Origin of the sequence: Gudongella oleilytica (genome assembly GCF_004101785.1) — a bacterium.
GTDB lineage: Bacteria > Bacillota > Clostridia > Tissierellales > Tissierellaceae > Gudongella > Gudongella oleilytica.
Map to the genome: position 1 here is coordinate 26,139 of NZ_CP035130.1, position 26,800 is coordinate 52,938.

General features: G+C 43.7%; 31 protein-coding genes, 1 pseudogene and 1 other annotated feature. Of the genes and pseudogenes, 28 read left to right on the forward strand and 4 right to left on the reverse strand.

Going from position 1 to position 26,800, the window contains the following annotated elements; all coding sequences use genetic code 11:
* Positions 1–13 precede the first annotated feature (13 nt).
* Positions 14–805 (reverse strand): arsenite methyltransferase, encoded by a 792-nt coding sequence (arsM, locus tag EC328_RS00120; RefSeq protein WP_206363872.1) that lies wholly within the window; start codon positions 803–805, stop codon positions 14–16.
* 168 nt (positions 806–973) lie between these two features.
* Between arsM and EC328_RS11890 the strand changes: the two are divergent.
* The 15 genes and pseudogenes from EC328_RS11890 to EC328_RS00195 form a co-directional block, all read left to right on the forward strand.
* Positions 974–1,072 (forward strand): annotated as a pseudogene (locus EC328_RS11890) (L-serine ammonia-lyase, iron-sulfur-dependent subunit beta); the annotation flags it as partial.
* Between the two features lie 447 nt (positions 1,073–1,519).
* Complete coding sequence (locus tag EC328_RS00130; protein ID WP_276318547.1) at positions 1,520–2,215, forward strand: DUF5711 family protein; 696 nt, start codon at positions 1,520–1,522, stop codon at positions 2,213–2,215.
* Between the two features lie 122 nt (positions 2,216–2,337).
* The gene (locus tag EC328_RS00135; protein WP_206363874.1) at positions 2,338–2,538 is read left to right on the forward strand and encodes a sulfurtransferase TusA family protein; all 201 of its coding nucleotides are present in this window, start codon (positions 2,338–2,340) and stop codon (positions 2,536–2,538) included.
* A gap of 143 nt (positions 2,539–2,681) precedes the next feature.
* A complete protein-coding gene (gene yedF, locus EC328_RS00140) occupies positions 2,682–2,954 on the forward strand; it encodes a sulfurtransferase-like selenium metabolism protein YedF (RefSeq protein ID WP_128424914.1) in 273 nt (90 codons plus the stop codon).
* A 38-nt stretch (positions 2,955–2,992) separates the two neighbouring features.
* Complete coding sequence (locus EC328_RS00145; protein ID WP_128424915.1) at positions 2,993–3,259, forward strand: putative Se/S carrier protein; 267 nt, start codon at positions 2,993–2,995, stop codon at positions 3,257–3,259.
* A gap of 9 nt (positions 3,260–3,268) precedes the next feature.
* Entirely contained in the window at positions 3,269–4,126 is an 858-nt protein-coding gene (locus tag EC328_RS00150) for a mechanosensitive ion channel family protein (protein ID WP_128424916.1), read from the forward strand.
* Positions 4,126–4,365, forward strand: coding sequence for a DUF951 domain-containing protein (locus EC328_RS00155; RefSeq protein ID WP_128426942.1), 240 nt, complete (start codon positions 4,126–4,128; stop codon positions 4,363–4,365). Before EC328_RS00150 ends, EC328_RS00155 begins: the two co-directional genes overlap by 1 nt.
* 234 nt (positions 4,366–4,599) lie before the next feature.
* Positions 4,600–4,821: an RNA polymerase sigma factor gene (locus EC328_RS00160; RefSeq protein WP_164905969.1), complete on the forward strand. Its 222-nt coding sequence runs from the start codon at positions 4,600–4,602 to the stop codon at positions 4,819–4,821.
* Positions 4,822–4,823: 2 nt separating this feature from the next.
* Complete coding sequence (locus EC328_RS00165) at positions 4,824–5,108, forward strand: RNA polymerase sigma factor (protein ID WP_164905970.1); 285 nt, start codon at positions 4,824–4,826, stop codon at positions 5,106–5,108.
* A 15-nt stretch (positions 5,109–5,123) separates the two neighbouring features.
* Positions 5,124–5,435 carry a hypothetical protein gene (locus tag EC328_RS00170; protein ID WP_128424919.1) on the forward strand — a complete coding sequence of 104 codons (312 nt, stop codon included), beginning with the start codon at positions 5,124–5,126 and terminating at the stop codon, positions 5,433–5,435.
* The gene (locus EC328_RS00175) at positions 5,432–7,591 is read left to right on the forward strand and encodes a hypothetical protein (RefSeq protein ID WP_128424920.1); all 2,160 of its coding nucleotides are present in this window, start codon (positions 5,432–5,434) and stop codon (positions 7,589–7,591) included. The genes EC328_RS00170 and EC328_RS00175 overlap by 4 nt, the downstream gene beginning before the upstream one ends.
* Positions 7,592–7,657: 66 nt before the next feature.
* Complete coding sequence (locus tag EC328_RS00180) at positions 7,658–8,821, forward strand: iron-containing alcohol dehydrogenase (protein WP_128424921.1); 1,164 nt, start codon at positions 7,658–7,660, stop codon at positions 8,819–8,821.
* A 67-nt stretch (positions 8,822–8,888) separates the two neighbouring features.
* Positions 8,889–9,710: a purine-nucleoside phosphorylase gene (locus EC328_RS00185; RefSeq protein ID WP_128424922.1), complete on the forward strand. Its 822-nt coding sequence runs from the start codon at positions 8,889–8,891 to the stop codon at positions 9,708–9,710.
* A 10-nt stretch (positions 9,711–9,720) separates the two neighbouring features.
* The gene (locus EC328_RS00190; protein WP_128424923.1) at positions 9,721–10,779 is read left to right on the forward strand and encodes an S-methyl-5-thioribose-1-phosphate isomerase; all 1,059 of its coding nucleotides are present in this window, start codon (positions 9,721–9,723) and stop codon (positions 10,777–10,779) included.
* 135 nt (positions 10,780–10,914) lie between these two features.
* Positions 10,915–12,099, forward strand: a complete 1,185-nt coding sequence (locus EC328_RS00195) for an aminotransferase-like domain-containing protein (RefSeq protein WP_128424924.1) — start codon at positions 10,915–10,917, stop codon at positions 12,097–12,099.
* Between the two features lie 52 nt (positions 12,100–12,151).
* Here the strand turns inward: EC328_RS00195 and EC328_RS00200 are convergent, their stop codons facing one another.
* From EC328_RS00200 to phoU, 3 genes are read right to left on the reverse strand one after another with little or no spacing between them, the layout of a single operon-like run.
* Positions 12,152–13,210, reverse strand: coding sequence for a sensor histidine kinase (locus tag EC328_RS00200; protein WP_128424925.1), 1,059 nt, complete (start codon positions 13,208–13,210; stop codon positions 12,152–12,154).
* Between the two features lie 3 nt (positions 13,211–13,213).
* Positions 13,214–13,879, reverse strand: a complete 666-nt coding sequence (locus EC328_RS00205) for a winged helix-turn-helix domain-containing protein (protein ID WP_206363875.1) — start codon at positions 13,877–13,879, stop codon at positions 13,214–13,216.
* Between the two features lie 4 nt (positions 13,880–13,883).
* Positions 13,884–14,534, reverse strand: coding sequence for a phosphate signaling complex protein PhoU (gene phoU / locus EC328_RS00210; RefSeq protein WP_128424926.1), 651 nt, complete (start codon positions 14,532–14,534; stop codon positions 13,884–13,886).
* A 197-nt stretch (positions 14,535–14,731) separates the two neighbouring features.
* On the opposite strand from phoU, the gene rpsF reads away from it, so the two are divergent.
* From rpsF to serS, 13 genes are all read left to right on the forward strand, one after another.
* Positions 14,732–15,016 (forward strand): 30S ribosomal protein S6, encoded by a 285-nt coding sequence (gene rpsF, locus EC328_RS00215; protein WP_128424927.1) that lies wholly within the window; start codon positions 14,732–14,734, stop codon positions 15,014–15,016.
* Between the two features lie 20 nt (positions 15,017–15,036).
* Positions 15,037–15,477 (forward strand): single-stranded DNA-binding protein, encoded by a 441-nt coding sequence (locus EC328_RS00220; RefSeq protein ID WP_128426944.1) that lies wholly within the window; start codon positions 15,037–15,039, stop codon positions 15,475–15,477.
* 17 nt (positions 15,478–15,494) lie between these two features.
* Positions 15,495–15,719: a 30S ribosomal protein S18 gene (gene rpsR, locus EC328_RS00225; protein ID WP_128424928.1), complete on the forward strand. Its 225-nt coding sequence runs from the start codon at positions 15,495–15,497 to the stop codon at positions 15,717–15,719.
* 115 nt (positions 15,720–15,834) lie between these two features.
* Entirely contained in the window at positions 15,835–16,800 is a 966-nt protein-coding gene (locus tag EC328_RS00230; RefSeq protein ID WP_128424929.1) for a YybS family protein, read from the forward strand.
* Positions 16,801–16,810: 10 nt separating this feature from the next.
* Complete coding sequence (locus tag EC328_RS00235) at positions 16,811–18,805, forward strand: DHH family phosphoesterase (RefSeq protein WP_128424930.1); 1,995 nt, start codon at positions 16,811–16,813, stop codon at positions 18,803–18,805.
* A complete protein-coding gene (gene rplI / locus EC328_RS00240; RefSeq protein ID WP_128424931.1) occupies positions 18,802–19,248 on the forward strand; it encodes a 50S ribosomal protein L9 in 447 nt (148 codons plus the stop codon). Before EC328_RS00235 ends, rplI begins: the two co-directional genes overlap by 4 nt.
* Before the next feature lie 12 nt (positions 19,249–19,260).
* The gene (gene dnaB / locus EC328_RS00245; RefSeq protein ID WP_128424932.1) at positions 19,261–20,601 is read left to right on the forward strand and encodes a replicative DNA helicase; all 1,341 of its coding nucleotides are present in this window, start codon (positions 19,261–19,263) and stop codon (positions 20,599–20,601) included.
* A gap of 100 nt (positions 20,602–20,701) precedes the next feature.
* Positions 20,702–21,298 (forward strand): GNAT family N-acetyltransferase, encoded by a 597-nt coding sequence (locus tag EC328_RS00250; protein ID WP_128424933.1) that lies wholly within the window; start codon positions 20,702–20,704, stop codon positions 21,296–21,298.
* An 8-nt stretch (positions 21,299–21,306) separates the two neighbouring features.
* Positions 21,307–22,389: a DnaD domain-containing protein gene (locus EC328_RS00255; RefSeq protein WP_128424934.1), complete on the forward strand. Its 1,083-nt coding sequence runs from the start codon at positions 21,307–21,309 to the stop codon at positions 22,387–22,389.
* On the forward strand, positions 22,373–23,362 hold the full coding sequence (locus EC328_RS00260) for an ATP-binding protein (RefSeq protein WP_240671493.1): 990 nt from the start codon (positions 22,373–22,375) through the stop codon (positions 23,360–23,362). Before EC328_RS00255 ends, EC328_RS00260 begins: the two co-directional genes overlap by 17 nt.
* A gap of 21 nt (positions 23,363–23,383) precedes the next feature.
* Positions 23,384–24,403 carry a PTS sugar transporter subunit IIC gene (locus tag EC328_RS00265; protein WP_128424935.1) on the forward strand — a complete coding sequence of 340 codons (1,020 nt, stop codon included), beginning with the start codon at positions 23,384–23,386 and terminating at the stop codon, positions 24,401–24,403.
* Positions 24,404–24,415: 12 nt separating this feature from the next.
* A complete protein-coding gene (gene murI, locus EC328_RS00270; RefSeq protein ID WP_164905971.1) occupies positions 24,416–25,216 on the forward strand; it encodes a glutamate racemase in 801 nt (266 codons plus the stop codon).
* A gap of 45 nt (positions 25,217–25,261) precedes the next feature.
* Positions 25,262–25,427, forward strand: a binding site (T-box leader).
* 37 nt (positions 25,428–25,464) lie between these two features.
* The gene (gene serS / locus EC328_RS00275; RefSeq protein WP_128424937.1) at positions 25,465–26,733 is read left to right on the forward strand and encodes a serine--tRNA ligase; all 1,269 of its coding nucleotides are present in this window, start codon (positions 25,465–25,467) and stop codon (positions 26,731–26,733) included.
* The last annotated feature ends 67 nt before the right edge of the window (positions 26,734–26,800 follow it).

Consider the following 26,800-nt stretch of genomic DNA (forward strand, 5'->3'; position numbering starts at 1 on the left):
GTACATTGTTTTATTAAACAGGTTTCACAGCCTGGATATAGAAGGAAGTAATGTAGTCCTCCGGACTTATTCCAGGTGCCCAGTCCCTTACAATATCCTTGCTGTTCTTCTTAGCTCTAAGTCTTACTTCATCAAAGCCCGCCTTCCTAATGAGCTTTCCTAACTCCTTATAGTGAATTGCACCCCCGATGCAAGCTGAAATCATTGACAGATCGTTCTTGATCTCCTCCGGAAGCTCACAGGTAGCTGCAACATCTGAAATAGCAAGTCTTCCGCCAGGTCTAAGCACTCTGTAGGCATCCTTGAAGACCTGAGCTTTATCAAGGGATAGGTTTAATACACAATTTGAGATTATTACATCCACTGAGGAGTCTGCGACTGGAAGATGCTCTATTTCGCCCAGTCTGAACTCAACGTTTTCATAGCCTTCTTCATCAGCACACCTCCTGGCAAGCGATACCATGTCAGGAGTCATATCGACCCCGATCACATGACCCTCCGAACCCGTAAACCTGCTTGCAAGAAAACAGTCAAAGCCTCCGCCGCTGCCCAGATCGAGAACTGTCTCTCCCTTCTGTATCCTCGCAATCTCAATGGGATTTCCGCAGCCTAAGCCCATATTTGACCCTGATGGGATCATATCCAGATCATCCTCGGAGTAACCAAGGAGTTTTGATATTTCCTTGGGATCAGCTGAGCTTGAACAGCAACTGCTTCCGCCACAACAACCGCTGCTTGACCCCTTTGCAACTGAAGAATAGTTCTCCCTTATGGCTTCTCTTTTTTTCTCCATATTTTTCTTCACAGTTTTCATCCTCTATTGTTTATTTGCAATAATTGTACACCTCAAATCGGAAAAAATCAATTTGAATTACTGGTTGATGAGCCTGTAGAAAACATATACTCACGAGATGACAATATTGTATAATTGAATCAGGTAATATTCTCAGGAGCGAATCTGGAGGAGATAAATATGAAATATAGAAGTATTTTTGACATAATAGGTCCAGTTATGATAGGACCTTCAAGCTCGCATACAGCCGGTCCGGTCAGGATAGGACAGTTGGCAAGAAATCTTTTCGAAAGAGAACCTGACGAGGTAGTAAAATCGATAGCAGAAACAGAAAATATCCGAGTAATTCGACTTAGCGAATAGAGAGGTGGAACAAGGGTTTAGAAATGTTGCGGGGCTTGCAGCAACCGAGACAGGTAAGAAGTGGAAGGAAATGTTGATGGAGTAGCAGCGAAAATTGCTTGTCAGTTAAATAGGTGATATTATATAATGCAAGACATTTTTGAATGGGGAGTCGCCATGAACGGTCATCCGGGATATTGCTTAACATTTTTTTGATACTGTTTGGATTTACAGCGGTCTTCTTTCCTTTGAAGGCAACCAGAAGCTCCTTGTCAGCTTGTTGGACGATATAACCGGAGGAGAAAATGAATTTGTGGAAATGTCATATTTCATGGGAGACCTGACCTACCATAATGGGAGATATATTCATGGGATGGTGAAAGAATATCATATCTTGATCATAACTCTGCGACCCTGTGGTCGAGAACCTTCCTTTTTGACGAACCCAATCTAAAAATTGAAGGAGGAAGGATCGCGGTATTCAATAAAGAAGGAGAGATCTATGTATATAACTCCGAGGGCAAGGAAATATTCACGATAGATATGGAGGATAAAATCTTTGACGCGAGAATCCTTGACGGGGATGTGGGTGTTCACTTAAAAAATGATAAGGGTGAAACTATAATAGTGTACGGCCCTGACGGAACTGAAAAGCTTAGAAATGAATATTCCGGTGAAATACCATTAGGGTATTGGAAGGATGAAAAGGGAGAGCTTAAATTCTCGGTTATAGATACAGCTGATGGGGAGATTTTATCCAAGCTGTACTCTGAAAATGAACAGGAACCTATTTTTTCAGTAGTGGATGAGCTTATCCTTAAGACTTTTTCCTATGGTAATGGAAGTATAATTCTGACAGATGAGGGTATAAAGCTGTTTAAGAGTAACGAGATCAAATGGGAGCGTGACTTTCCTTTGATCAAGGACGTTGCTGTTGACGGTACTGACATCTATGTCCTATATGGTGATAACCTTGAGGTTCTTGACAAGACCGGACAGACTATCAAAAAGTTGACTAATCCCATAGAGTACAAAGGGCTCCAACAATCATGGAAGGTATGTAATAATGTATGGCAATAGAGATATAGAAGCATTTAAGGGATGGAGAGATAATATGCAGCAATTCCACTGGTGGCAGGATCAAGGGATTAACCAGTCAATTCAACGATCTCATCATCACCATGGAGGAAGGCGTTTCAGTAATGAGGATAAAGGATGCTGAGAAAAAGAGCAGGAGGATGAACAATGAAAAAGGAAATAGATGCAAAGGCCTGGCATGTCCAAGACCTGTAATATTGACAAAAAAAGAGCTTGACGTCATATCAGCGGGGGAGGTAAAAACCCTTGTCGACAATCAGGTGGCAGTGGAAACCTTTCAAGGCTGGCGACAAGCCTTAAGCTAAGCTATGAAACTGAGGGTGTTAGGTGAAAATAGCTTTGCTGTGACGATAAAAAAGGGAGAATCTGAAGATACAGGAGTTGTTGAGGCTTCTAATGTAAATGCTCCTTCTGGCAAGGAACAGTAATAGTAATCCAGTCTGACCAAATGGGAAAAGGTGATGAGGCACTGGGCAAGATCCTGATGAAGAGCTTCATCTATACGGTAAAGGAAACAACACCTCATCCTGAGGCGATCCTGTTCTACAACTCCGGCGTCAGACTTACAGTTAATGACAGCCCGTTGTTGGATGACCTGAAGTACCTGGAAAACCTGGGTGTTGAGATAGTATCATGCGGAACCTGTCTTGATTTTTACGAACTCAAGGAAAAGCTTGGAGTAGGGATCATCTCAAATATGTACACTATTTATGAAAAATGAGCGGTGCAAATAATACTATTACTATAGGATAAGATATTATGAAGAGAGAAGAATATGGAATAATAACCTTTGAGTCAACACACCACGCAATGGCAGCTGAGTCCTATCTGAAGGATCAAGGTATTTTAACAAAGACCATTCCTACGCCAAGGGATATAACTCTGAGCTGTGGCCTTTCCATAATGATCATCAAGGATGATATTGAAAGGGTAAAGGAGTTTAGATCAAAGGGGGACTTCAGATCAAAGGCGATTTACAGCCTGGTTATCGAGGATGGGAACAGAAAACTTGAAATGCTTGAATAGGGGGTTAAAATGGAGTTGATATGGAAGTTTATAGATGATTTCTTTAAAACCACGGAAGGGTCTTTGAACCTATTGGGGAAAGCAGTAGCTATAGCGGTTATCTTCATTGCCATATTCATAATCACAAGGGTTGTGAATCACATTGTCGATAAGACTATGAATAACAGAAGGCTCACGAAGCTTCAAATCAATGACAGAAGGATGAACACTCTGTCAGAGATCCTCAAGAAGGTTGTAAAATACATCCTGGTATTTATTGGGATAGTAGTATCACTTGATCTTTTCAACATAAACACCACCTCCATAATCGCAACTGCAGGGATTGGAGGTCTTGCCATAGGCTTTGGCGCACAATCCCTCGTAAAGGACATAATTACAGGCTTCTTCATTCTCCTGGAGGATCAGTATGCAGTCGGAGACTATGTAAAAATAGGTGGTCTTGAGGGAATAGTGGAGGAGCTGGGAGTTAGAGTAACAAAGCTAAGAGACTTTACAGGAGAGCTTCATATAATCCCAAACAGCAATGTTCAAATAGTCACAAACAGGACAAGAGGTGCGATGCGAGCCCTGGTTAAAATATCCATTGCCTATGAGGAGGATATTGAGCGGGCAATTAAGGTTCTGGAAAAGGTTTCTGAGGATCTGGCCAAATCAAATGATAATATAATTGAAGGGCCGACAGTGCTTGGAGTTACCGAATTTGGAGGATCGGATGTAGTTCTTACAGTCGTAGCCAAAACGAAGCCAATGGAGCAATGGGCAGTTGAAAGGGCTCTGAGAAAGTCGATCAAGGAAGCCTTCAATAGAGAGGATATAGAAATACCTTATTCAAAAATCGTTGTTCTGGATGGGGGCAAGGAATCATGATGCTTAATTATCAGGTAGGAGATCAGGTCACCTTAAAAAAAGGGCACCCTTGCGGTGAAAACAAGTGGGAGATACAACGTACCGGAGTCGATATAAAGCTAAGGTGCATGGGCTGTGACAGACAGGTATGGCTTACAAGGATCGAATTCGAGAAGAGGGTAAGAAAGATCCTTGAAGGGGAGAAGTGGGTCAGCATTGTCCACCACAAGAAACCGGAGGAAACCACGAGCAGTGAATAGTGAACAGTGAATAGTGAACAATTCAACTAATACCACGTCATCCCGAGCGTAGTCGAGGGATCTCGGTTTTACTATGATCAGAAGAACCTATCTGACTAAGTATAAAAATAGGTGTTCATAAATAGATTAGCAATTTACAAGTATTATGATAAAAGAGAGGATCTATTCTCTCTTTTTGTTTTTTTATGCAACCTTTTTCAGGGAATAACGTCTATATAGTAAGGAGGGTTGATGGTGGCAGACAGAAAGCTTATTGATGGCCTTAAGATAGGCCGTGAGGATTCATACAGACATTTAGTGGAGCAACATGGTTCAAGACTCCTGCAGACCTGCTGCCTGATACTCAAGGACAGACAAGAGGCTGAGGATGTAGTTCAAGAGACATTTATAAGAGTTTTCAAGGGGATCCATGAATTTAAGGGAATAGCAGTCTGTATACATGGCTTTACAGGATAGCAGTGAATATTTCAAGAGACAGGCTGAGAAAATCAGAGGATCTGCTGCCGCTTGAGGAGGAGTTGATAGTAGGCGACGATCTGGAATCTAAAATAGTTGTTGAAATAGACAGAGAGATCTTAAGAACAAGTCTATACAAGCTATCCTTAGTCTATAGAGAAGTTCTGGTGCTCTACTATTTCAAGGACTTTTCCATAAAAGAAATATCAGAAATACTCGGTGACAGTGAAGGTACTATAAAAAGCAGGCTTTCAAGGGGAAGAAAGCTACTGGGAGAAAGCTACTGAGGGGAGGCATGCTCGATGAATAAAGTGGATAAATTAGGACAAGAGATAAAAAATATTTTTGAAGAGGATTCTGAGGGCATAGCTCTAAGCAATGAGACCATCAATAATATAATTAAAAACTCAAAGCCCTCCAGGATGGTCAAGTTCAGAGAGCTTATGAACAAGGAAATAGAAATTCCCCTGGCACCGGCAATAGCAGGCTTGGCAGCTTTACTTGTCATATCAATACTTCCGAAGGGAGTCTTCAAGGACCATAATATCCAGGTTATAGATATTGGAGGGTCTCAGATAATCATCAGAGACGACAGGGAGGTGGCAGATAAGTGAAGATAAGAGTAAAAGTAAAAACTATACTTCTTGGCATGCTAATTATCGGGATCCTATACTTCTGGGGCATACCCCAGGCGACACTTGGAATAGCTAATTACCTGTATACAAGGAATAATGATAAAGCACAGCTTTATTATGAAAAATATGCAAATACAAGGAAATCCGTAAGCAGCAGGCTAATTTTTGCTGAAAGCCTTGTGAACTACTATTCCAGGTTCGTAATCTACAGCCAGGGCTGGGGAGGAGGAAATGGAGTATCACAGGAGGAAATGGAGAAAGCAGAGGAAGTGCTGCACTTAAACCTTAGAGAAAATCCATCTAAATCAGAGCTAAAGGATTATATATCATCATACAGAATGCTGATGGACATGGCAATCGCCGAAGGATCGCCTGATAAGCTTAAGGAGCTGATCAGATGGGGCGAGAAGAGCAATATTACTGAAATCAAAGAGATTAGTAGTATATACACAGCATTTCTTCATACAATCAATCGTGATTTTTCAAAGGCTGAGATTATTATAGAAGATTTGGAAAGAGCAGGGAGCAATGATCCAAGGCTGCAAATCATGAGGGGAGAGTTAGCTTTATTCCAGGGTAATATCGAAGAGGCAACAAGGCTATATGATGAATTTAGCAAAAGTAACTGGAAGGAACAGGAAGACACATATTTTGGCTCAAGAGCGTATTTGGATAGAAAATTTTGGCTTGAACAAGCGAGCGAACATATCGGTGAAGATGGCTTCATTGAAGGAAGGATCCTCTTTGAAGGAAAGCCAATGGCGTTCGTAGAGATTTATCTCCAGTATGCTGACGGTGGCTTCAGGGCTGGAGGAGACGGCTATATAGCAATAACTGATGAAAATGGCCACTTCAAAAGCATAGGGCTAAAAAAAGGGCTCTACGATATCGGAGTAGGAACTATGGAAAGTATTTTGGTAGACAAGGTTTTTTCCAGAACGGAACCAGGATATGTGGAGGTAGGAGAGGGTATAACGACAGTTGATTTCAAATTTAGAAACACTATAAAGGTCCTGTCACCTCAGCCAGGGACATATTTGGATTCTGATGAGCTAATTGTCCAATGGGAGGAGGTTCCCGGAGCGGCTTATTATACAGTTGAGCCTGTGGTATTTACAGACCCCATCAATAAATCAGGCGGATACTTCAGAAGAGCTATCGAGTCTGTAGAAGGAGAGATAAGATTTACAAGTGATTCAGCGAGATTCAAGGTGTCAGAGCTTCTTTATGCCAGCGGTGGATTAACACGAGAAGGAAATGACTGGATCCTGGGACCAGGTGCAGTTCTCGGGATGTTTCTACCTGGAGTCGAGTATCCGATAACTGTAAATGCTTATACAAAGGACAATGGACTAATAACGAGCAGTCTCCCGATGAGGACATATTATGACAGCCTTCCAAGCGTCATAATGCCAGGTGAACTATCGGAAGGTCAAAGACTTGTCACAGGGATGGATTATCCGGAAGCTATCCAGCACTATGAGGATATTCTTATAGAAGACCCAGAAGACGTTGAAGCAATAACAAGCTTGGCAAAGCTTTATGGATTAGGATGGAAGAGAGGGGAAAAGAACCTAGATAGAGCCTTTGATCTGTCAGATTCAATAATGGAATCTGACTTAAGGTCTGACATATTGAACACTATTTTGCAGGAGATGACCTCTGAGGAGATTATTCAAAATGAGAAGATTGTACTTGAAGTCATAGAGTCCCTTGATAATCTCAAGAACGATGACTCAAAATATATTGAATTCAAGTTCCACAGAGCTAAAAAGGACTGGAAGGCTGCAAGGGCTGCCCTGGAAAAGCTGGAAAGCTATGTACCGGACACACTTGTTTTCCTTGACTTATACTTTGAGGACTACGATAAGGCAATTGAAAGACTTAAAGACAAAAGGTTCTACCCATCGAGACTCCAAGGATCGATATTTACGGATGCGGTGGCAGCTCTAAAGGAAAATCCACCTTCATCGAGCGATTTAAGCGTATTCAGGGAATTCGTCGAAAGGTTGATAGGTGACGGCGCATATGAAAACAGTGGAGTCATTTATACGTCGACAACAGGAAGACTGAGGGACAAAAACCTTAAGACAATAATCGACGAGATATACAATCAAAGGCACTGGAATCAATAATTGCAACTATAACTCCTCTCTGCTTGGGTATACATAAATTAGCCAAATCAAGAGAGGAGTTTTATAATGAAGAATTTTAGCTTTTATACCCCCACAATGATCAAATTCGGTAAAAGAAGCATTTCCAAGCTGAGCCGAATAATAGATGGCAAATACAACAGGATCTTACTTCATTATGGTGGAGGAAGCATTAAGAAAAATGGCGTGTATCAGGATGTGATCGAGCAGCTCCACATGACTGGAGCAAAGGTTTTCGAGCTGGGAGGAGTAGCTCCAAATCCGAAGCTTTCGCTTGTGAGAGAAGGCATAGAGCTTGCAAAGAAAGAGAATATTGACCTTGTCCTTGCGGTAGGCGGCGGAAGTGCCATAGATTCAGCAAAGGCAATAGCTCTTGGAGCACTTACTGACATAGACATCTGGGATTTCTATATGGGGAAGGCCAAGGTAGAAAGAGCACTCCCTGTTGGAGTAGTTCTTACTCTTCCTGCCACAGGCAGCGAGACGAGCATGGGCAGTGTAATCACTAATGAGGAAGAACAGCTTAAGCACTCAGTTGACGATGACCTTCTAAGACCAGCCTTCGCAATAATGGACCCCGAGTATTCAATGACCTTGCCTGACACCCAAACGTTCGCCGGGATCATGGATATACTTTCACACATATTTGAAAGATACTTTACAAACACTCCGGACGTTAATCTCACTGATGAGCTCAGCGAAGGCACCATGAGGAATGTTATAAAAAATGCATATATCCTTAAGAAAGACCCCAAGAACTACAATGCAAGAGCAGAGATCATGCTGTCAGGGACACTAGCCCATAATGGTCTTTTAGGCCTTGGCAGGGATGATGACTGGGCAAGCCACAGGATAGCCCATCAATTAAGCGCTCTCTATGGAACTACCCACGGAGACAGTCTGGCAATAATCTTCCCAGCATGGATGAAATACGTATACAGGACTAACCCGGAAAGATTCAGCCGTTTTGCGACAAAGGTATTCGGAGTATCGGATGCAGGCAAATCAAATGAGATGCTTGCCTTAGAGGGCATAAACAGATTTGAGGAGTTCCTGACTAAAATTGGTCTTCCAAGGACATTCCCTGAAGGAAACATACCCACGGATAACCTTGAGCTAATGTCAGAAAAGGCTGTCCTTATGGGTCCGATAGGAGCCTTTAAGGTCCTTGAAAAAGAGGATGTCCTTAAAATCTATAATCTTGCTCTATAGGGATGGATTTTAAGGATTAATCTGCTATACTTGAGGAAGGTTTGTTATTAGGGGGAAGTGAAAATTGATGAAATATGCCTATGAATATTACAAGAAATCTGCAGAGTATATCCAGGAGCGGGCTGGAGGAGAAATCGGGCTTGGGCTTGTTCTCGGTTCTTCATTAGGGGGAATATCAGAGCTTATACAAGATAGAATAATAATCAAGTATAAAGAGATACCTAATTTCTTGATGTCTACCGTAGATTCCCACGCAGGGGAGCTCCTTATAGGGACCCTAAGTGGGAAAAAAGTGGTTTGCATGAGCGGTCGGTTCCACTACTACGAAGGATATGAGTTTGAGAGGCTTGCGGTTCCCATGAGAGTTTTTAAGCTATTGGGCGTAAAAAAGGTGATCCTAACAAATGCAGCCGGTGGGATCAATACCGACTACAAGCCTGGAGATGTAATGTTAATATCTGATCACATCAAGCTTACCGGGGCAAGTCCGGTAAGAGGACCAAATATCCCTGAGCTGGGACCCAGGTTCTTTGACGTTTCCAACATGTACACCAGGACCCTCAGAGAGCTCGCTAAAGCTGAGGCCGAGAAACAAGGAATAGACCTAAAGGAAGGAGTTTATTTCTACGCTACAGGCCCGCAGTTTGAAACGCCTGCTGAGATCAGAGCAATGAGGATACTTGGAGGCGACGCTGTTGGAATGTCAACCGTGACCGAGGCTATCACTGCTGCTCATTGCGGTATGGAGGTCCTGGGTATTTCTCTGATAACAAACATGGCAGCTGGAGTTCTCGACCAACCGGTCACCACAGAGGAAGTTGACCTTGAGGGCAGAAAAGCGAAGGATAAGCTGGAACGGTTGATTACATCGGTAGTAGGCGCAATGTAGGAGGTAGAGGATGCATAGAGAGGATAGAGATTTGGCATTTATGCTTCAATATCACAACGTAGCCTGGTATGAGGATGGCAAGGTCAGGATCCTGGACAGACGGATTTACCCTGCGCAAAAGAGTTTCGAGATTTGTGAAAGTCACAAAGAGGTGGCTAAGGCAGTAGCCGACATGGTAACCCAGAGTGCAGGCCCATTTCTTGCTGCTGGCATGGGTATGGCCTTGGCGGCTTACGAGGCTAGAAATATGGCCAGAGAAGCTAAGCTAAGGTTCCTCGATGAAGCGGCTGACACAATATCAAGCGCCAGGCCGACAACCGCAAAGAGGATGAGGCTTATCGTCGATGGCTGTCTGGAAGCTGCAAGGTCCTCCATTGATCTGGATGAGAAGCTGGATCAGGTTATATTCGAGCATACCATTAAGGTAACGAATGAAAGATATGCAAGAGTTGGCCTGGTGGCTAAAAACCTTGTGGACATGTTCCCGGACAAAGGTACAGTAATGACCCAATGCTTCGGAGAAACAATAGTTGGAATGATGTTAAGGGAAGCTAAAGTCAGAGGAAAGAACATAAAGCTGTTTGTTCCCGAGACAAGGCCGTACTTCCAGGGAGCAAGGCTGACTGCAAGTGTAGCTTATGATCAGGGCTTTGACGTTACAGTAATAACAGATAACATGCCTGCATTCGTTATGGAGAGAAAAGGCGTTGATGTATTCACATCGGCTGCTGATGCTATATGTATGGATGGCTACGTGGTAAATAAGATCGGTACCTTCCAAATAGCTATAGTTGCGAAGTATATGGGCGTCCCGTATTTTGTAACGGGAGTCCCGGACAGGGGACATGAGACAATAAAAACAGTGACTATTGAAGAAAGAGATCCTGATTTTGTCCTTCAGGCCATGGGAGTAAGAACGGCCATGGAAGGAGTAAAAGGATTTTATCCTTCCTTTGATGCCACACCACCACATCTGGTAAGCGGAGTGGTAACTGATAAAGGGATATTTTCTCCATATGATCTGTACAGATACTTTGGAGATAGCGACAAAGCAGAGCTGGTGCTGTAAATTCGGCTGCTGGGTAAAAATATCCAGCAGCCCTCAATTTTTGTAATTTTTGATATAGACAAGCGCTCATGCAAGGTGATAATATATAAGTATAGACGGGAAAAGGTTTTCCGATTTAAAATGGAGGTGTATGCCATGCAATTGAAATTTGCAAAGAGAATGGAAAATATCAAGGCCTCTGAAATCAGAGAGCTACTTAAACTGACCCAAAGACCTGAAATCATTTCCTTCGCGGGCGGACTGCCGGCTGCTGAGCTGTTCCCAGTTGAAGAGATGATACATATCAGCAAGGAAGTAATAGAGAAGCACGGCTCCAAAGCGCTGCAATATGGTCCCACTGAGGGGTATCAGCCGCTGAGAGAAGCTATCGCCAGGAGGATGGAGAAGGTAAATGTCCATATGACTGCGAATGACGTTCTTGTTACAAGTGGATCACAGCAAGGTCTGGACTTTGCAGCTAAGATATTCATCAATCCTGGGGACGTTATAATCGTTGAAAAACCAAGTTATCTTGGAGCTATCAATGCATTCAAAGCCTACGAGCCGAAATTTATTGACATTGAGCTTGAGGACGATGGAATGAATATGGAGGAGCTTGAAGAAATTCTTAAGAATACCGAGAATGTCAAGTATATCTACGTTATACCAGATTTCCAGAATCCATCAGGAAAAACGTGGTCTACTGAAAAGAGGAAGAAGCTTGTTGAGCTTGCTAATAAATATGACATCGTAATAGTTGAAGACAATCCATATGGCGAGCTGAGATTTGAAGGAGAAATATTGCCTGCAATAAAGCACTATGACACAGAGGGAAGAGTAATATTCTTTGGAACCTTCTCAAAGATATTCTGCCCAGGCCTAAGACTTGGTTGGGTAGCGGCATCTCCGGAGATCCTGAACAAATTCATACTGGTCAAGCAAGGTGCTGATCTTCAATCAAGCACCATATCTCAGATCGAGGTAGCGACATTCCTTGAAAACTACAATATCGAGGAGCATATAGAAAAGATCAAGGAAACCTATCTTAGAAGAAGAAATCTTATGCTTAAGGTAATGGATGAGGAGTTTCCTGAGGGCGTGAAGTTCACAAGACCACAGGGCGGTTTGTTCACATGGGTAGAGCTGCCCGACTACATCAACACCAGAGATTTGGCAGTAAAGGCTCTCGAAAAGCATGTTGCATTTGTACCGGGAGGTTCATTCTTCGCCAATGGAGGAAATGAGCATTGCATGAGACTTAACTACTCAGCCATGAGCGACGAACTTATCGTTGAGGGAATGAAGCGACTTGCCCAGGTTATAAAGGAAGCTATGAAATAGTCTATATTAAAAATTATCCGCAGGGCTTAAGCCCTGCGGATTTTCATCGACTTTATTTAGGGAGCTTTACAGTTATGGTAGTCCCCTTGTTTACTTCACTATCGAGAAGAACGCTGCCTCCGTGGAACTCTACTATATGCTTTACTATCGCAAGACCAAGGCCAGTACCCTCGACTTTCTTTGAACGACTTTTATCAACTCTATAGAATCTTTCAAAGACTCTCTCGACATCATCCTTTGGAATGCCGATTCCTGTATCGGTAACCCTCATCACTCCATAGGTACCCTCCTCTGAAATGCTTACTGTAACACTTCCTCCAAATCGGTTGTACTTGATGGCATTGTCTACAAGGTTGAAAATAAGATCCTGTACCATTCTCCTGTCTCCACGAACCTGGATGGGCGAGCCTACAACGGATAGCTCCACAGATTTTTCCTTGGCAGAAAAGCGCAGCTTCTCGACGAGATCCTGGACTATACCATACAACTCCAGACTTTCAAATGTCTTAATGGCATTTGAGTCCTCAAGCCTTGAGAGACTTATGACCGAATCTATAAGCTCTAAAAGTCTAGAGCCCTCCTTGTGGATGACCCCTGCAAATTTTTTGGAGTCATCTGCATTAGAAACCCCGTTTTGCAACATTTCTGAATAGCCAATGATAGATGTAAGCGGCGTTTTGAGCTCATGGGATACATTGGCAGTGAATTCTCTTCTCACCTTCTCTGCTTCCCTCATCTCATGAAGAGCCAGATCTATCTGCTTCTTTTGTCTGTCGATAGTGTCAACAAAAGGCCTGATCTCAGGATAAATAGATACCTCAGTCACAGGGTTTCCGGACAATATACTTTCCACACTCGAGGCTATTCTTTTTATGGGAGCCATAAGCCTGTCTGCAAGCCTGTGAGACAATAAGTACAGCGTTACCAAAAGCAGAACCAAAACACCGACTGCAGCAGGCAACATAGACATCAGCACTTCAAAGAAACTTAGATTTTCTATACTCCCAGGCCCTCTGGCTAAATCGTATACTACAAAGGCCATAGCCATAGTGGTGATGGTCATCGCAATGCTAACTATTACCGCAAGGTATGCATATATCCTGTTTTGCATAAATTAACCTCCAAACTTGTAGCCTACGCCTCGCACGGTCTGGACAGATTCACCCGCATCCCCAAGCTTCATCCTCAGAGTCCTTATATGGACATCTACTGTTCTGGATTCCCCCTCGAAATCAAAGCCCCAAACCACATTCATGATCTTTTCTCTGGTAAGAACAAGTCCCTGATTCTTCATCAAATAGTGCAACAGATCAAATTCCTTGGGAGTTAAAATTATTTCCTTCCCGTTTGTAGTAACTAAATGCTTCTCGTAGTCAAGACTCACACCGCCGATAGATATGGCATCAGCTTCAATGCGTGGTTGAGCTCTTCTAAGGACTGCCCTTATTCTTGACAACAGCTCCATTACCCCAAAGGGCTTTGCAATATAGTCATCAGCACCCATATCAAGGGCTCTTACCTTATCAAATTCACTGGTCTTAGAGGTCAGCATTATTACTGGGACACCCTGAGTTCGGGTATCATTACGAAGCTGTTTCAATATACTGTAGCCGTCAGCACCTGGAAGCATGATGTCAAGCAGCACAAGATCAGGGATAGGAGATGTAAAAAGCCCTTCACCGGATTCGAAGCCAACGGCATTATAACCCTCATTTCTCAGAGCATATAAAACCAGCTCTCTTATGCTTTCATCATCCTCAATACAGTATATCAGCTTCATATGATCAACTCCTTGTGAAATGGTCACCTGCTATGGCAAAGTATACCCATTCCGCAATGTTTTGCGCATGGTCGCCAATTCTTTCAAAATATTTAGCGATCATCATCAGGTCAATAGCTTGTTCGCTGGAACCGGTACCTGCTTTGATAGAGCCGATCAGCTCATCCTTTATTACACTAAACAGGTCGTCGACGATATCATCGTAATAGATAACTTTTTTTGCAAGCTCGATATCTCTCCTAACAAAGGCATCAATGCTATCTCTAACCATCTTTATAGTAGCATCTGCCATCTGCGGGATGTGAACAAGCTCTTTAAGATACGTTTGATCGGCAAGTCTTATTGTGATTTCTGATATGTCCGCTGATTGGTCGCCTATCCTTTCCATATCCGTTATCATTTTTAAGGCTGATGAAATAAGCCTTAGGTCTCTTGCAACAGGTTGTTGTCTAAGTATCAGCTTCAGACAAAGATCCTCGATGGCTCTTTCCATATCGTTGACTTCCTTGTCTCCCGCGATGACCCTCCCCGCCAGTTCCACATCCTGTGTCTTTAGAGCAGTTACAGTAGCTTCAATGGAGCTTTCTATGAGATTTCCCATCTCAGTCAGTTCAAAATTAAGCTTTTCAAGATCCTGATCAAATTTACTCCTCATAATATCATCCTCTTTTATATTATTTCTTAATGCTATTATAGGCCTTTTATGTTAAAATTAATCTACTTACGCTGTAAAATTTGTGTAAAGAAGGGTATCATTGTTATTGCCAAGCGAAAACCGCTGTGGTATAATACATCAGTGTTCCTTGCTCTATCATAAGGATAGAGCCGATAGTCCATAAGGAGGTGAAATACATGAGAAAATATGAAGCTATGATAATCTTTTACCCAAATTTCGAGGAAGAAAAAAGAGTAGCGCTTTTGGAGAGATTCAAGGGAATCATCGAAACAGGCGGTACTATAATAACACAAGACGAGTGGGGAATGAGAAAGCTTGCATATCTGATCGATGATTTGGCGGAAGGGTACTATGTACTGATCAACTTCGAGTCAAACCCGGAAGTAGTTAAGGAGTTCGACAGAATTGCAAAGATATCAGAAGGCATTATGAGACATATGATCGTTAAAGAGGAAGAGTAATCCAAAGGACGGTGAATGACTTGAATAATGTTGCATTGATAGGAAGGCTCACGAAAGATCCTGAACTAAGATATATTCCAAATTCAGGGACACCCGTATCCACGTTCACGATTGCTGTTGACAAAGGTCTTTCACGAGATAAAAAACAAGAAATGGAATCGAAAAATCAACCGACTGCTGATTTCATCAGAATAGTCGTTTGGGGAAAGCAGGCAGAGAACTGCGCTAACTTTCTCAATAAAGGTAAGCTGGTAGGCATACAGGGAAGAATTCAGACTGGCAGCTACGACGACAAGGACGGAAAGAGAGTATTCACCACAGACGTGGTGGCTAACAGCGTAGAGTTCCTTGAGTGGGGAGAGAACACAAATAAGACCTCCTCAAGCTTTAACAACAACAGCCTTGATTATCCTGAAATGGATGGCTTCCACCCAACCGACAATGACGATATTCCATTCTAATTAAGGAGGGGAAAAGGATGCAAAGAAGGTTCAAACCAAGAAAAAGAGTGTGCAGCTTTTGCGCTGACAAATCTACACACATAGACTATAAAGACGTGAGCAAGCTTAAGAAATACATCACTGAAAGAGGAAAGATCCTCCCAAGAAGAATTTCAGGAAACTGCTCCAAGCACCAAAGACAGCTTACAATAGCTGTTAAAAGAGCAAGACAAGTGGCATTGCTGCCTTACAGCGCAGACTAAGAGAGGGAAACCTCTCTTTTCTTGTTTTTATGGATAAGAGTAATTCCGATCATGTAATACTTTCATTCATCTCTAATATATAATATAATCAAAGGAAGCACTAAAAAAACACGGGGTGAAACACTTGAACAAGGACAATAAATGGATGATACCCATAATTGAAGGCGCAGGGATACTGGGGATGGAGGTTCTTGGAGGACTTATTGCCATCTACTTTTTCCCATTCCTGCTGATATTGTTTCCACTGGGCTTTGTAATATACGGAGTAAAGCACGGTCTTGTCAACATGGGATTGCTTATGGCAATAACGGCTGCTGTGATTGGATTGGTCTCAGACTTTACAAGTGCATCGGTATTAATCGGGATGTTTGGCCCAATGGCTGTAGGAATGACCTATAGCATGAGAAAGAGAAGAAGGCCCCTGGAGGTTCTTGCCACGGGCTCAATAGTTTTCTTCGCCAGTACGCTGCTCTTATTTGCGCTATTTGGGAACGCAGCAGGAACAAGTGTGGTCAAGCAAGTGGAGGAGACCTTCCGGGAGACCCTATTCATGCAGCTCGAAATGCTCGAGGGAATGGGCATGAGTGTTTACGAGCTGGATAAGACAAGGACTATGCTTGAAGATGCGTATTCCTATCTCATACTTATCCTTCCGGCAATCCTCATGGTGCTTTCCTTCGTGGTCAGCTACCTGAATTATCTTTTTTCAGTAAGACTCCTGAGAGCCCTTGGGATAGGCATACTACCAATGCCCTGGCTTCACAGGTTTACAGTGCCCAACAACTTTGGGGTAGGAATGCTGGTGGTTTTTATCGGACTTTTCGCCGTGAAATCCTTCGATACAGGATTTTATGACGTGATATTCATGAACCTGATCGTACTGGTAGGGACGGTATTTATCATACAAGGACTTGCCGTAACAGACTATTACCTGCTTCAGCTTAAAATGAACAGCATAGCAAGGGGAATACTCATGTTTATCCTTGTAATTCTGTCCCCGATGCTTACTGTAATATCATTGCTTGGAGGAGCAGATATAGTATTGGACTTTAGAAAGCTTAGGAGAAGAAAACCCCGGTAGGAGGATTGAGATGAAAGACAAGCTATTCACATGGGCAGACAACAGAATATATCTGATCATAATGGCTCTAATGGTTTTGATCCTGGCTTTTTTCCAGCCTATCGTCGCTTTTATCATGGCGCTGGTGGTTGGGTACATGGTTTTCTATACCCACAGGAAAATCGAAGAGAAGAACCGGGAGCTTACAAAATACATTGAGGGGCTTTCCCATACTTTTGATTCTGCTGCCAAGCACGCCATATTCAACATGCCATTTCCATTATCCTTCATTGACGATGTAGGTAATGTCACCTGGTACAACACCCCCTTCCTCGAGTTGGTGGGAGGAGGAGACGTTCTAAACAGATCCATAAGTGAGCTGATCCCAGCCTTCAACATCACTGAGTTGAGCAGAAAGAAGGAAAATGAGCCACTTGATATAAACTACATGGACAAGTGCTTCAAGGTACTTCCAAACTTTATCGAGGGCAAGGGAAGCTTTGCCAAGGGCAACATAACAATGCTGTATTGGGTTGAGGACACTGATTACCAGCATCTTCTGAAAATGTACACAGATGAAAAGACCATAGTTGCCCTGATAAATGTTGATAATTACGACGACGTCAAAAACTCCACGCCGGATACCCACAGGCCGATGGTACTTGCTGAGATCGACAAGGTAATCAGCTCTTATTTCGGTAAGTATAACGGCCTTGTTAGAAAATATGAAAACGATAAATACCTTGTTCTGGTGGATCATAATGGCTTAATGGATATTAAGACGAAAAGATTTGACCTTCTGGATCAGATAAGAGATCTCAACATGGGGAACACCATACCCATAACCTTGAGCATCGGAGTCTGCCAGGCAGGAAAGACGCTGCTGGATTCCTATAGAAATGCTAATGCTGCAATCGACATTGCCCTTGGCCGTGGTGGTGATCAGGCAGTTGTAAATATTGGGAACTCATTTGATTTTTATGGCGGCAAGTCAAAGGCAATGGAAAAAAGAAACAAGGTAAAGGCAAGGGTAATAGGAGATGCTCTTAGGCAGCTTATAGACCAGTCAGGTATGGTATTCGTAATGGGCCATAAAAATCCCGACATGGACTCCATAGGCTCATCAATTGGGGTAATGAGAGCAGTCGAGAACAGAGACAAAAAGGCTTTTCTGGTTCTCAATGGAGAAAATCCATCAATAAGAAACCTTATGGACAGGATGAGACAAGAGGCACCGGAGCTCGAGGATAAAATAATCAATGGCGAAGCTGCACTGGAGATCATCGACGATAAGGACCTTATGATTGTCGTAGATAATCACAAGCCCAGTCTTACAGAGGCACCAGAGCTTTTGGAGAAGACCAATAAGGTAGTTGTTATAGACCACCACAGAAGAGGGGCTGAGTTTATCAAGGATCCGGTATTGACCTATCTTGAACCCTATGCTTCGTCGACCTCTGAATTGGTTACGGAGGTCTTGACCTATATGAGTGCTGAGACAAATCTCACCAAGTTTGAGGCTGAGGCAATGCTTGCCGGGATAACCGTAGATACGAAGAACTTCAGCTTCCAGACCGGAGTGAGAACCTTTGAAGCTGCTTCTGTCTTAAAGCGGGCGGGAGCAGATACGACTGTTGTAAAGCAGCTTTTCAGGGATGACTTCAGCACCTTTATAAATAAAGCAGAGGTCGTAAGGTCTGCAAAGATGGTGTTCGATAAAATTGCAATAGGAAGACTTGAGGTTACCAACGATGACTCCATACTAATAGCAGCTCAGGCAGCCAATGAGCTATTAAACATAAACGACGTGGAGGCTTCCTTCGTGCTCAGTAAGCTTGACGATAAAATACACATTTCGGGAAGGTCTCTGGGCAACATAAGCGTTCAGCTTATCCTTGAGAAGCTTGGAGGCGGAGGACACTTGACAAGTGCGGGAGCACAGATAGAAAAGCTTTCGATGAACGATGCAGAAAAACTGTTGATCGATATAATAGGCAAATTCTTAAAGGAAGGTGAAAAGAAATGAAGGTGATCTTGCTAAAGGAAGTAAAGGGCATGGGCAAAGAGGGAGACCTTGTCAATTCAAAGGACGGCTATGCCAGAAATTACCTGATTCCAAGGAACATGGCGATAGAGGCTACATCAGAAAACCTTAGGAAATGGGAGGAAGCAAAAAAACAGGAGGCAGCCAAAAAGAAGCAGGAGCTTGAAGAGGCTAATGCTCTGAAGGAAAGGCTGGAAAAACTAACTGTTGAGGTAAAAGCAAAGGGCGGCAGCGGAGGAAGGCTTTTTGGCTCCATAACCTCGCAGGACATAGCAGCAGCTCTCAAGGAACAGCATGGAGTAGATATTGATAAGAGAAAGATAGAGATGAAGGACAATATAAAGAACGCAGGAGCTACAGAGGTCGACCTTAAGCTCTACCCGGAGGTATCAGCTAAGCTGAAGGTGAACGTAGTTACTATATAAGAGGTGATTTTTTTGGATACTGGACTTGGCAGAATACCTCCACATAGTTTGGAGGCGGAGCAGTCTGTCCTCGGAGCAATGCTCCTGGACAAGGAGGCAATCAATACAGCCATAGAGACTATACGTCCTGACGACTTCTATAAGGAAGCCAACCAGGAGATCTTTGAGGCTATGCTTGTTTTGAATAACAGAAACGAGCCTGTCGATATCATAACCCTTTCCGAAGAGCTAAAGAGGAGGGGGACTATTGAGGCCGTCGGCGGGATAACATATCTTGCCAATTTGTCTGGCAGCATTGCCACTACAGCAAATGCAAAATACTACTGCAATATAGTGGAGGAAAAATCCACCTTAAGAAAGCTGATAAGGTCCAGCAACGAAATAATGGGATTGGCCTATGAGAACAGCGAAGAGGTCAATGCAATAATCGAAAAGGCCGAGAAGAATATATTTGACATAACTCAAGGGGCACACAAAAAGGGGATAGTCCCCATAAGCGAGGTGCTTCTTTCCAGCTTTGCCCAAATTGAGGAGAGAGCTGCCAACAAGGGTGGTCTGACAGGCCTTACCACAGGCTTCTCGGATCTGGACAGAAAGCTGTCAGGTCTTCAAAAATCAGACCTTGTGCTTCTTGCAGCAAGACCATCCATGGGAAAAACCGCCCTTGGAGTAAATATCGCAACAAATGCCTCCCTTAAGGGAAATGGGAAGATAGCAATATTTTCACTTGAAATGTCTAAGGAACAGCTGGTGCAGAGGATAATAAGCTCAACAGCCCACGTCGATCTTCAAAAGATAATCAGTGGAAACCTGGCTGATGATGAGTGGATCCAGGTGGTAAACGCTATGGGACCTCTATCCAGGATGGAAATATATATCGATGATACCGCAGGAATATCGATGATGGAGATGAAGGCCAAATGCAGAAGGCTTAAAGTCGAGAAGGGACTTGACCTGATCGTAGTCGACTACCTCCAGCTGATGCAGGTTGACGGCAAGGTGGAAAGCAGGCAACAGGAGATATCAGCAATATCAAGAGGGCTAAAGGGTCTTGCAAAGGAAATGGAGTGTCCTGTCCTTGCTTTATCGCAGCTGTCACGAGCTCCTGAGCTAAGAAGCGACCACAGGCCTATACTATCTGACCTGAGGGAGTCCGGTGCCATAGAGCAGGATGCAGACGTAGTATTGTTCCTTTACAGGGATGAGTACTACGACAAGGAATCCGAAAAGAAAAACATCGGTGAGGTAATCATTGCAAAGCACAGGAATGGTCCTACCGGAAGTATAGAGCTGGTATTCAAGCAGGAATACACAAAGTTTCTTAATATGGAGAAATTTATCGATACTGACTGATCAATTGATCGAGCTTTGCACCAGGGTTGAATTAAATGAAATGTATCATGGCAGGGGTACCGGAGTCCAGTCTCAGGTACCCCTTTAAGGAGGGATCAACTTGGAACTGGAGGGAAAAAACCTTAAGCTTGCACCGCTTACAATAGAAGATGCTTACGACATGAGATCTTGGGGACAGCATGAAAGCAAGCTCCTGGCAGACTATAATTTTCCGTATATAAACGACACTGAGGTGAAGACCTGGTTCAGGTTCAAGACCTTCAACTGGAGGAACAGCTACTTTTCAGTACGGGACAAGGATGGAAGACTAGTAGGCTATATGGGGATCAAGAATAAAAGGCCGTTCAAAAGGACAGCGTTTCTTGGAATCGTCTTTGACCCGGATAATATCAATAAAGGGCTTGGGACAGAAGCACTGGAGACATTTCTGCCCTATTATTTCGAAAAACTAAGGATGAAGGCTCTGCTTCTTGAGGTTGCAGAGTTTAATGAAAGAGCGATCCATGTATATGAAAAGCTTGGTTTCAAGAAGACAGCCTACTATCTGGACCCATTCCCCGACCAGGGAATTGACCGCTCAGATCCGGAGCTGATTAGATGGGAATCATGCTTTGTATTTGACGGGGAAAAGATATATAATTATATTTACCAGATGAAATTGACCAAGGATGTGTATCTTTCAAGGAAAAGGAGCTGAGACGCAGGATGGGATTCAAGCTTGAGACCACCGATATGGACCTGGGTGACACACCTATTGAAAATATATTCCTCAATGATTTCATGCCAATGGCCAACGGAACCTACGTCAAGGTATATCTATTGGGATATAAGTATGCCCATGACAGGGATGCTTCGCTGGAGCTTACTAATCAAACCATAGCAAGGCATCTTGACGTTCCCTTGGAGGATGTATTAAGGGCATGGGACTTCTGGGAAAACAAGGGGATAGTTGAAAAAAGCGGCGAAGATGATGTTAATTACCAGATAAAGTTTTTAAGTCTTAAGCAGCTGTATATAAGAAATAATCTCATGGCTAAGCCGGTTCAAGTGAAAAAGGAAGAGAAGGCGTCCTGGGCCGACGATCTTGTGGGAGCTCTAAAGAATCCTATGATAAACAGCATGTTCAACAGGATCGACGAAATAATGAGAAGACAAACCCAGGCAATTGAAAAAAAGAAGATACTGGACTGGTTCTATGACTACAATATGGATCCGGATGTAATAGAAAAAGCCTTTCAATACGGAGTTGAGGCCAAGGGTAAAAAGCAACTTAACTATATAGAGGGCATTGTAAGAAACTGGTACGACATGGGACTGACTACGATGGACGCAGTTGAAGAGTACCTGGCCAAGGAGGACCAGAGGTTTCACAGGTACCACAAGGTCATGAAGGCTGTAGGACTCTCCAATAAAGGCTACAACGAGGGAGACAATAAGCTCATATCTAAATGGTTTGATGAGTATGGCTACTCCATGGACATGGTGTTAAAGGGCTGTGAAGCCTCCAGCAAGGTGCAATATCCAACTATAAATTATATTGATGGAGTCATCAGCGATTGGCATAAGAAGGGCTTCAGAACTGTGGAGGATGTAGTCGAAAGGGACAAGCCGCCAGAGAAACAGACACCAAGGACTGAAGTGAAACGAAATACAAGACAAAGCTACAAGACCAGGTTCCACAACTTCGAGCAGAGGTCATCAAAATACTCGGCCTCAGAGCTGGAGGATATTGCAAGGAAGAAAAGAGAAGCCCACAGGCTGAAGGGAAGGGATGAAGCTGATGAATAGCAGGACCAAGGCAGACATCCAAAGAATTTATGAACAAAGAAGAGACAACAGTCAGAGAGCACTGGAGAAAAGACAACAGGAGGTATACAAAAGGCTCCCCAGAGTCAGGGAGATAGATGATGAGATAAGAAGAACAGGCATCCGTATGGCTAAGGCTGTACTGGGGAGCGCCGAAGCTGCGGAGGACCTTGTTATTAAGACTCAGGAACGTATCGAAGCGCTGAAAATGGAGAAGGCGTATCTCTTGACTGAGGGAAACATACCCGCTGACTATCTGGAGCCAAAATATCAATGCAGCCAATGCAACGATACAGGCTATCTCGAAGACGGAGCCAGATGTAAGTGTCTGAAGCAGGAGATGATAAACAGAGCATATCAAATGTCCAATCTTGACAGGATACTACATAAGGAGAACTTTCAGAGCTTCAACATAGATCTGTTTTCAGATAAGCCATTCGAGGGGGAGGCACTAACTCCAAGGGAAAACATGGCTGATATCGCAGGCTATGCCGAGGGCTTTATCGGAAACTTCGACGAGGACAACGGTGAAAACCTTCTATTCTACGGGACAACAGGTCTGGGGAAGACGTTTCTTTGCAACTGCATAGCCAAAGCTCTTTTAGACAGGAACAAGATAGTAATATACCAGACTGCATTCACTATCCTGGATATTCTCGAGAGAAGAAGGTTCAGGCGTGATGAGAGCGATATGACAGACTATGAGTACTCTATGCTCTTTGATGCAGATCTTTTAATAGTCGACGATCTTGGCACTGAGGTTTCAAACTCCTTTACCAACGCCGAGATATTCAACATAGTAAATACCAGACTATTGTCAGGTAAGAAAACCATTATCTCAACAAACCTTACACCCAACGAAATCTCTGAGATATACACCGACAGAGTTTTTTCAAGGATTTTTGATAAGTTCATACCACTGAAGTTCTACGGCAAGGACCTGAGGTGGGAATAATCTATTGAAAGGGGTTAGCAAATGTCAAGGAAAGCAACAGGAATACAGGGCTATATCGTAAAGGTCCTAAACGGAATGGCTTTAGGTCTGTTCTCGTCCCTGCTTATAGGGCTCATAATCAAGCAGATAGGGACCTACGGAGGACTTGAGCCTCTGATCCTATTCGGGAATGTTGCCCAGAGGTTAATGGGGCCTGCAATAGGAGTAGGAGTCGCCTACAGCGTAGGGGCACCACCACTTGGAATATTCGCAGCAGCTGCAGCAGGCGCGATCGGAGCTGGCAGTATATCCTTTGACGGAGCATCGGCTATTATTAAGACGGGAGAGCCAGTAGGAGCCTTTGTGGCGGCTTTGTGCGGAGCGGAGATATCAAAGATAGTCAGCGGGAAGACGAAATTCGACATTATCCTGGTTCCTATGGTGACTATACTTGTCGGAGGCTTTGTAGGAAGCTATATTAGTCCATACATAGCGGCATTTATGACAGGGATCGGGACGTTGATCAATAAGGCTACCGAAATGCATCCAATCCCTATGGGGATAATCGTATCTGTCATAATGGGAATGGTCCTGACTCTGCCAATAAGCTCTGCAGCTCTTGCCATATCCCTGAACCTAACAGGCCTGGCCGCAGGAGCGGCTACCGTAGGCTGTGCTGCCAACATGGTTGGCTTTGCTGTGGCTTCATTCAGGGAGAACAGATATGGCGGTCTTGTAGCTCAAGGCCTGGGGACATCTATGCTTCAGATACCGAACATCGTTAAGAATCCGCTGATCTGGATACCGGCTATTGTAGCCTCGGCAATACTTGGACCTATATCTACCTACATTCTTCACATGGAAAGCAACGCTTTGGGTGCAGGTATGGGGACAAGCGGTCTTGTGGGGCAGCTGGCGATGATAGAAACTATGGGTGCCAGCCCGTATGTACTTCTGCTGATCCTGATGATGCACTTTGTATTCCCCGGGATAATAGCGTTTTCAGTATCAGAGTGGATGAGAAGAAAAGGCCTCATAAAAAAAGGCGACATGACACTATAGAGGGGGAATATGATGAAGAAACCAATAGGAGTTATCGATTCCGGTATAGGAGGTCTTACTATCGTGGCATCGATGCAAAAGTTGATGCCTGGGGAGGACATCATATACCTTGGAGACAGCAAAAATGTCCCATATGGAAACAAGTCAGAGGAAGATATCTACCTTCTTACCATGGCAATGCTGAAGTTTGTTGAGGAGAGAGAGGTAAAACTTGCTGCAATAGCCTGCAACACGATCTCTACCATACATAAGAGATTCAATGGCAAGCTGCCCTTTCCGGTTGTGGACATCGTAACCCCAACTGTGGACCACATAGATAAGATGGGAGCAGAAAGACTTGCGATCCTTGCTACTGAGTTCACCGTAAAAATGGGATCCTACGAGAGGATGCTCAGAGAAAGAAGACCTGGGATAGAGGTATTCAACGAAGGCAGCAGGGATCTTGCAACGCTGATTGATCGGGGAGAGTTTGACAGTCAGGCTACCTATGACATCGTCAAGCATCACCTTAACAGCATAAAGGGTAAGGGCGAGGTTTACAACATAGTGCTGGCTTGTACCCATTATCCTATCGTTGAAGAAATTTTCCTGGATATAGATCCCTCCCTGAATTACATAAATCCTGGATTCCAGCAAGCCAAGGCGATCAGAGCTCAGCTGCATGATATGGAGCTCCTTCAAAGAGACGGCCTAGGGAGTGTGGAGATATATACCTCCGGAGAGGCTGGTATCTACAGGAAAGCTGCAGAGAAGCTTGGGATAAAGAGAATGAGTGAGCCGAAGACAGTCGCAATCAAGGAGTACACCGAATAGGTATTGACATCTTATATTGATGTACTATATAATTAGCTTTAATTAAATATTGTGAAGAAGGGAAATAGTACACAGCAATTCCTCTTAGAGAGCCGGTGGTCGGTGTGAACCGGAAGGATAAGCTGTCGAATCCAGCCCTGAGCAATAGTGCTTTGAGTGGACCTTAACCGGTCAACTAGGGTGGCAACGCGGGTATATTCCCGTCCCTAATCACAGGGACGGGTTTTTTTATTTTAAGGAGGGATATTATGCTGGATATTAAAAAAATAAGGATGGATTCAGAGGGCGTGCTTAGGGCACTTGCGAAGAGGCATGGAAATTTCCCCATCGAACAGCTGTTAAAGCTGGATGAAGAGAGGAGAACCATTCTTGTAGAAGTCGAGGAAATGAAGGCTGAACAAAATAGAGTGTCCAAGGAGGTTCCAAGGCTTAAAAAAGAAGGCAAGGACGTAGCCCCTATATTTGAAGAGATGAAGGAACTTGCTGAAAAGGTAAAGGTATTGGACGTAAGGGTCAAGGAAGTGGACGATGAGATAAAAACCCTTCTGCTTCAGATACCAAATACCCCTCATGAGACCGTTGTCGAAGGAGAATCAGATGCTGACAACGTCGAAATGAGAAAATGGGGAGAACCAAGACAATTTGATTTTGAACCTAAGGCCCACTGGGATCTGGGAACGGAATTGGGGGTTTTGGACTTTGACAGGGCAGTAAAGATATCAGGAGCAAGGTTCAGTGTATTCAGAGGAGCAGGAGCAAGGCTTGAAAGGGCAATAGTTAACTTTATGCTGGATCTTCATACGGAGAACCATGGATACATGGAGATGGCAACCCCGTATATGGTCAACAGGGACAGTATGATAGGAACCGGACAGCTTCCGAAGTTTGAGGAGGATATGTTCCATGTTCCTGCCAAGGACTTTTTCCTCGTTCCTACAGCAGAGGTTCCACTGACCAACCTTCTAAGGGACGAGATCCTTAGAGAGGAGGACCTTCCAGTATATTTTACTGCGTATACTCCATGCTTCAGAGCAGAAGCCGGCTCAGCAGGAAGAGATACCAGAGGTCTGATCAGAAACCACCAGTTCGACAAGGTGGAGATGGTAAAATTTGCCCACCCGGATAAATCCTATGAAGAGCTTGAGACGCTTACAGCAAATGCAGAGGAAGTTCTGAAGCGTCTGGGGATACCATACAGGGTAGTAATGCTAAGCACAGGAGACCTTGGCTTCTCATCGGCAAAGACCTACGACATTGAGGTTTGGATGCCAAGCTACGGCAGATACGTTGAGATATCAAGCTGCAGCAACTTCGAGGACTTTCAGGCGCGAAGGGCGAACCTGAGATTCAGAAGCACTGAGACCGGCAAGGTTGAGTATCTGCATACACTCAATGGTTCAGGTCTTGCAGTAGGCAGGACATTTGCGGCTATACTGGAAAATTATCAGCAAGCCGATGGATCTGTAATTATCCCTGAAGTATTGAAAAAGTACATGGGAGGCATCGAAAAGCTTTAAGAATAAAGAATACTGAAAGACCGGATATTATCGTCAGGTCTTTCTTTAGTGGCATATGGAAAGGCTA

Coding starts and splice junctions, on each gene's coding strand:
- EC328_RS00180 (WP_128424921.1), top strand. CDS start 7,658: ATGAAGAATTTTAGCTTTTATACCCCCACAATGATCAAATTCGGTAAA.
- EC328_RS00135 (WP_206363874.1), top strand. CDS start 2,338: ATGAGGATAAAGGATGCTGAGAAAAAGAGCAGGAGGATGAACAATGAA.
- yedF (WP_128424914.1), top strand. CDS start 2,682: ATGGGAAAAGGTGATGAGGCACTGGGCAAGATCCTGATGAAGAGCTTC.
- rplI (WP_128424931.1), top strand. CDS start 18,802: ATGAAGGTGATCTTGCTAAAGGAAGTAAAGGGCATGGGCAAAGAGGGA.
- EC328_RS00170 (WP_128424919.1), top strand. CDS start 5,124: ATGAATAAAGTGGATAAATTAGGACAAGAGATAAAAAATATTTTTGAA.
- murI (WP_164905971.1), top strand. CDS start 24,416: ATGAAGAAACCAATAGGAGTTATCGATTCCGGTATAGGAGGTCTTACT.
- serS (WP_128424937.1), top strand. CDS start 25,465: ATGCTGGATATTAAAAAAATAAGGATGGATTCAGAGGGCGTGCTTAGG.
- EC328_RS00255 (WP_128424934.1), top strand. CDS start 21,307: ATGGGATTCAAGCTTGAGACCACCGATATGGACCTGGGTGACACACCT.
- EC328_RS00150 (WP_128424916.1), top strand. CDS start 3,269: ATGGAGTTGATATGGAAGTTTATAGATGATTTCTTTAAAACCACGGAA.
- EC328_RS00185 (WP_128424922.1), top strand. CDS start 8,889: ATGAAATATGCCTATGAATATTACAAGAAATCTGCAGAGTATATCCAG.
- EC328_RS00260 (WP_240671493.1), top strand. CDS start 22,373: ATGAAGCTGATGAATAGCAGGACCAAGGCAGACATCCAAAGAATTTAT.
- EC328_RS00265 (WP_128424935.1), top strand. CDS start 23,384: ATGTCAAGGAAAGCAACAGGAATACAGGGCTATATCGTAAAGGTCCTA.
- EC328_RS00155 (WP_128426942.1), top strand. CDS start 4,126: ATGCTTAATTATCAGGTAGGAGATCAGGTCACCTTAAAAAAAGGGCAC.
- EC328_RS00235 (WP_128424930.1), top strand. CDS start 16,811: ATGAAAGACAAGCTATTCACATGGGCAGACAACAGAATATATCTGATC.
- phoU (WP_128424926.1), bottom strand. CDS start 14,534: ATGAGGAGTAAATTTGATCAGGATCTTGAAAAGCTTAATTTTGAACTG.
- EC328_RS00190 (WP_128424923.1), top strand. CDS start 9,721: ATGCATAGAGAGGATAGAGATTTGGCATTTATGCTTCAATATCACAAC.
- rpsF (WP_128424927.1), top strand. CDS start 14,732: ATGAGAAAATATGAAGCTATGATAATCTTTTACCCAAATTTCGAGGAA.
- EC328_RS00195 (WP_128424924.1), top strand. CDS start 10,915: ATGCAATTGAAATTTGCAAAGAGAATGGAAAATATCAAGGCCTCTGAA.
- EC328_RS00200 (WP_128424925.1), bottom strand. CDS start 13,210: ATGCAAAACAGGATATATGCATACCTTGCGGTAATAGTTAGCATTGCG.
- rpsR (WP_128424928.1), top strand. CDS start 15,495: ATGCAAAGAAGGTTCAAACCAAGAAAAAGAGTGTGCAGCTTTTGCGCT.
- EC328_RS00205 (WP_206363875.1), bottom strand. CDS start 13,879: ATGAAGCTGATATACTGTATTGAGGATGATGAAAGCATAAGAGAGCTG.
- EC328_RS00145 (WP_128424915.1), top strand. CDS start 2,993: ATGAAGAGAGAAGAATATGGAATAATAACCTTTGAGTCAACACACCAC.